This is a genomic window from Pontibacterium sp., from assembly GCF_041587635.1.
GTDB lineage: Bacteria > Pseudomonadota > Gammaproteobacteria > Pseudomonadales > Balneatricaceae > Pontibacterium.
The window spans coordinates 1-5,019 of sequence record NZ_JBFGYC010000293.1; the positions used below are offsets into that span (position 1 = coordinate 1).

The following is a 5,019-nucleotide window of genomic DNA, read 5'->3' on the forward strand; positions in this document are numbered from 1 at the left end:
AGTGCGTTTGATTTACCGTTACCTGAAGCGGTTAACACGTTCATTAGCATGCTCGGTCAAGTATCAATTCCATTGATGCTCTTTGCACTGGGTGTTCGCATGATCAGTGTAGATTTCAGCAAATGGCGCATCGGTATCCTCGGTGCACTGCTCTGCCCTATCAGCGGTGTGCTGATCGCTATCTGCCTACAGCCAGTCCTCCAACTCACCGAGATACAACTGGGTTATCTTATTCTGTTTGGCGCACTCCCGCCTGCAGTGCTCAACTACATGGTTGCCGAACGCTACAATCAGGAACCGGAGCAAGTTGCCTCCATCGTATTACTGGGTAATATGGGAAGTCTGATAACGATTCCTTTAACGCTGGCCTTTGTTTTATAGGGCTGCTTTATAGACGGATAACAGACCATGCGTATCGGTATAGATCTGGGTGGCACTAAAATTGAAGCGGTCGCTCTTGATCAGCACGGTGATAGGGTGTACCAGGAACGTATAGCAACACCTCAGGGTAATTACCACGCAACACTCGATCAGATCGTTTCACTGGTGTCTGAAATTGATCAGACATTCGGCATACGCGCCCCAGTAGGGGTTGGTATTCCCGGCACCATTTCACCATCGACCGGGCTGGTCAAGAATGCCAACTCAACCTGCCTGATAGGGCGACCTCTGGACAAAGACCTCAGCGCACGCTTACAACGCCCGGTGCGATGCGCCAATGATGCAAACTGCTTTGCCCTATCCGAAGCCTCAGATGGCGCTGCAGCCGGAGCCAGTTCCGTATTCGGTGTGATCTTAGGGACCGGTGTCGGCGGTGGACTGGTGATCAATCAGCAGATCATTTGCGGACCTAATTCGATCAGCGGAGAGTGGGGACATAACCCGCTACCGTGGCCTAGCAGCAGTGAAGCCGCAATCTCTCCCTGTTACTGCGGTCGACAAGGCTGTATAGAAACCTGGCTAAGTGGTCCGGCCCTGAGTCTGCAATATCAGAAGCTCAGTGGTGAAACACTTCGATCAGAAGAGATCTGGCAACGGGTGAGTACAGGTGATCCTCTGGCACAAGCCCTGAGCCAGCAGTACTACCGCCGATTGGCAAAAAGCCTGGCGACAGTGATCAACATGATTGATCCGGAGATCATTGTGTTGGGAGGCGGGCTTTCCAACGAAAGCTCGTTATATGAAGCAGTACCGGCACTGTGGCAGCAGTATGTTTTCTCAGATACGGTTGTTACGCGTCTAGTACCTGCCAAATTCGGCGACGCCAGTGGAGTTCGCGGCGCCGCCTGGTTGTGGCCAGAACAGCACTAAACGCTATTGCTTAGGTTCAACCTGAGATTCAACGCCAACCATCATCAAGTGACGGTTTTTGTTGACCGTTGCCGTACCAATCCCTTTAACCTTTACCAGATCATCTATCCGAACGAACGGGCCATTCAATGTCCGGTAATCGAGAATCGCTAATGCTTTTTTCATACCGATACCGGATAACGTCGTGGCAATTTCTTTGGCGGATGCCGTATTAAGATCAATTGCGGGCGGAGCCGCAGTCAAAGAAAGGGAAAAGCAGAACAACAGGGTCGCGAGCAACGCCCGCAGCGGGTTTAGCAGTGTCATAGGGCAACCTCCTTGTAGACACAGGAAATAAAAAAGGCCGGTTAATCCATAACCAGCCTTATCTTTTTATCAGAATGCAAAGATCAGAGCAACGGCGAAATCTCAGTTTCTATATCTGCCAATGCCTGCACCGGCTCTTCTGCCTGCGTAATCGGGCGACCAATCACCAGATAGGTGCTGCCAGCCTCCAACGCCTGGGACGGCGTCATAATACGCTTCTGATCACCGACAGCAGCATTTGCCGGACGAATCCCCGGCGTCACCAGTTGGAAGTCAGGGGAGATAATGTCACGTAGAGGTTTAACCTCTTGCGCTGAACACACAATACCATGCAGTCCGCTCTCCTCTGTCAGCTTAGCCAGACGCTTGACCTGATCCAGCGGTTCAATGTCCAATCCAATATCAGCCAGATCCTGACGTTCCATACTGGTCAACACCGTCACACCGATCAACAGCGTATCTGAGCCATTCACCTGCTCTAACTCATTACGCGCTGCTTCCATCATCCGACGGCCGCCACTTGCATGTACGTTAACCATCCACACGCCCAACTCAGCAGCCGCACGTACCGCTTTCGCAGTAGTATTAGGAATGTCGTGAAATTTCAGATCAAGGAAGACTTCAAAACCCAGTGCATGCAGAGCCTCGACCACCGCAGGTCCACTTCGGGTAAACAACTCTTTTCCCACTTTTACCCGACACCGGCTTGGGTCCAGACGTTTCGCCATTGCCAGCGCTTCGGCCTGACTTGGGTAATCGAGCGCAACAATAACGCGCTTGGAATCTTTGATCATTAAAGCTCTCTCAGAATTAACTATTACTCGCCTTCCAGGCCCTGTATGGGTTTCGTTGTACTCCACTTTTTACAGGAGGGGCACTGCCACAACAGGGATTTCCCAGAGAAGCCACAATTATTACAGCGATACACCGGCTTGGATAGTTCTAACTGCCCGGTCAAACCACGCAACACTCTTAGACTGTCACGTGCACTTTCCGCCCCATGCTCGATATGCATATCAATCAGACGATTGAAGCCTTTAACCGACGGACGCTTTTTCAACTCTTCCGTGATAAAGCTTCCCGCAACATAAAGTCCCTGCTCGTCTTTAATCTGCTCGGCCACCGCGAGCGTGACACTGGTGGAGGGCGCGTTCACCATGCACCGTTTCAAATACGCATTGAGTTCCTTTTCTGCCGCCAGATGATCGTAGCAACGACGCAGGAGATCCAGCGTTTCCGATACAAATACCGGATCGCGATCTACCACCAGCTTCAGATGTTTTATTGCAAGCTTCCACTGCGACTGGTCCATCGCGATACGTGCACTAATTAAACACCCTCTAATGCCATTGGGATCATAGATTTCGCTACGGCGCAGGTACCCCTGGGCCTCATTGTACTGGTGTCGGGCGATCAACGCCTCAGCCAACTCACAACAATAGTGCGCCAGCTCCCGACTAAGCAGCTTGCGTTCATCCGTCGCTAACTGATCCGCAGCTGTCAGCGCCTTTTCCCATTCAGCTTCTTTTTCATACAGGGAGATTAGCAGTCGCTGCGCTTTTACTAAGGTTTCACGCATGGGGCGCTGGCGAATAATCTCCAGCAAGAGGTTCTCGGCACGATCCAACAAGCCGATAGCATAGTAGTCTCGTGCAAGTGCCATTTGCACACGCAAAAACTCGCTGCGGTCCAAATCGGGACGGGCAAGCAAGTTCTGGTGAATCTGAATAGCGCGATCTACATCACCTTTACGGCGAAAGAGTTTCGCTAATGCTATGTGGGCAGGAATGGTATCAGAATTGACTTCAAGCGCTTTGATGAAGCTTTCGATTGCTTCATCAGTGCGCTCGTTCAGCAAGTAGTCCAGTCCGGTAAAATAATCCCGACTGATATTGCTGTATAACCGTTTACTTTGCTCTTTACTACGCTCTTTTCGCTCACGTCGTCCTAACCACCAACCCACTGCAACCGCTATAAACAGCGGAACAATCAGCAGGTAATTGTCGACTTCAGGCGGCATTCTTCAAGCCAGCTGTTCTCAGCTGGTCCAACTCCTTCTGAGCGTTAGTAACACGACGGCGTTCTGCACGCAGTCGGGTACGCAATAGTAAAACACTTACAACGCTAATCGCCATGCCCAGCACACCACCCAAAATAAACGTGGCAACTAACCATAATGACAAACTTGCTTCCGGCAGCTTGAGCAGTACCAGATCGACTGTTACCAGCTGAGTGTTGTTGATTGTGAACATCACGCCCACAAATAAAAAAAGCAGACATAGCAATCCAAGGATTGCGCCTTTAATCCAACGCACTTCACTAAACCTCTTTTATGAACAGCATTTGGGAAACGTTATACGCCTTCTTCCAAGCTGGAGTTTACCTGTTCTCTAAGCTCCTTGCCCGGTTTAAAGTGTGGAACATGCTTTGCCTCAAGTTCCACTGACTCGCCCGTCTTTGGGTTCCTTCCAACACGCGGGGCACGATAGTGCAGACTAAAACTACCGAAACCTCGGATTTCAATCCGATCACCGTGGGACAATGCTTCAGTCATCTGATCAAGCATTGCTTTCACCGCCAATTCTACATCCTTTACCGACAACTGGTCATGTCGATCAACCAAACGTTCTATCAATTCTGATTTGGTCATGGCTAGCCTCTGGATTTTCGCTTCACTTCTCTATGTCGCTAAGACGTCCTAGGCAACAGGCCCTATAAATGAAAGAGGAGAGCCATGCTCTCCTCTCAGAATCAGGATTTATCCTTGTTCATCTGTGCCTTGATAAGATCACCAATGGTGGTCGGACCGGACACATCGACAGATTTCTGATTCACGGACTGCATTGCCGCTTTATCTGAATGCATTTCAGCATGTTTCACTGAAATATTGATCACTCTGTTACGGCGATCAATGCTGGTAATCAGCGCACTCACTTCATCCCCAACGCTATAAACGCTGGCTATATCATCAAGACCTTCGCGGCTCGCATCCGATGCTTTTAATATTGCGTCCACACCTTCAGCAAGCTCAACTCGAGCCTGTTTGTTCTCCAGTTCACGGACAATGCCGGTCACTTTACTGCCTTTGCTATTCTGATCCACATACTCAGCAAACGGATCGGATGCTAACTGCTTGAGCCCCAATGCAATACGTTCCCGCTCAGGATCCACTGAAAGAACCAAAGCATCGACCTCATCGCCTTTGCTAAAGCGCTTAACAGCCACATCGCCAGCCTCATCCCATGACAAGTCTGATAGATGCACAAGACCATCAATACCACCCTCCAACCCAATAAACACACCAAAATCGGTAATCGATTTAATCTTACCGCTGAGGCGATCACCTTTTTTATGCGTCTCAGAAAACTGCAACCATGGGTTAGGCTTACACTGCTTCATACC

At 50.0% G+C, this 5,019-nt stretch carries 8 protein-coding genes; 2 read left to right on the top strand and 6 right to left on the bottom strand.

Annotated elements, in window-relative coordinates; all coding sequences use genetic code 11:
- Both ABYW01_RS13785 and ABYW01_RS13790 read left to right on the top strand, forming a co-directional pair.
- The coding region (locus ABYW01_RS13785; protein ID WP_372833632.1) for an AEC family transporter at positions 1-381 on the top strand (381 nt) is incomplete at its 5' end.
- Positions 382-408: 27 nt separating this feature from the next.
- On the top strand, positions 409-1,311 hold the full coding sequence (locus tag ABYW01_RS13790) for an ROK family protein (protein ID WP_372833635.1): 903 nt from the start codon (positions 409-411) through the stop codon (positions 1,309-1,311).
- A 3-nt stretch (positions 1,312-1,314) separates the two neighbouring features.
- Here the strand turns inward: ABYW01_RS13790 and ABYW01_RS13795 are convergent, their stop codons facing one another.
- The 6 genes from ABYW01_RS13795 to ABYW01_RS13820 all read right to left on the bottom strand — a co-directional run.
- Positions 1,315-1,617: a ComEA family DNA-binding protein gene (locus ABYW01_RS13795; protein ID WP_372833637.1), complete on the bottom strand. Its 303-nt coding sequence runs from the start codon at positions 1,615-1,617 to the stop codon at positions 1,315-1,317.
- A gap of 83 nt (positions 1,618-1,700) precedes the next feature.
- Positions 1,701-2,411 carry an orotidine-5'-phosphate decarboxylase gene (gene pyrF, locus ABYW01_RS13800; protein WP_372833640.1) on the bottom strand — a complete coding sequence of 237 codons (711 nt, stop codon included), beginning with the start codon at positions 2,409-2,411 and terminating at the stop codon, positions 1,701-1,703.
- A gap of 23 nt (positions 2,412-2,434) precedes the next feature.
- Entirely contained in the window at positions 2,435-3,637 is a 1,203-nt protein-coding gene (lapB, locus tag ABYW01_RS13805) for a lipopolysaccharide assembly protein LapB (RefSeq protein WP_372833643.1), read from the bottom strand.
- Complete coding sequence (locus tag ABYW01_RS13810; protein WP_193952073.1) at positions 3,627-3,932, bottom strand: LapA family protein; 306 nt, start codon at positions 3,930-3,932, stop codon at positions 3,627-3,629. The genes lapB and ABYW01_RS13810 overlap by 11 nt, the downstream gene beginning before the upstream one ends.
- A 38-nt stretch (positions 3,933-3,970) precedes the next feature.
- Positions 3,971-4,267 carry an integration host factor subunit beta gene (locus tag ABYW01_RS13815; protein ID WP_193952072.1) on the bottom strand — a complete coding sequence of 99 codons (297 nt, stop codon included), beginning with the start codon at positions 4,265-4,267 and terminating at the stop codon, positions 3,971-3,973.
- Positions 4,268-4,368: 101 nt separating this feature from the next.
- Positions 4,369-5,019, bottom strand: a 651-nt coding sequence (locus tag ABYW01_RS13820; protein WP_372833646.1) for a S1 RNA-binding domain-containing protein, incomplete at its 5' end; no start/stop codon positions are given.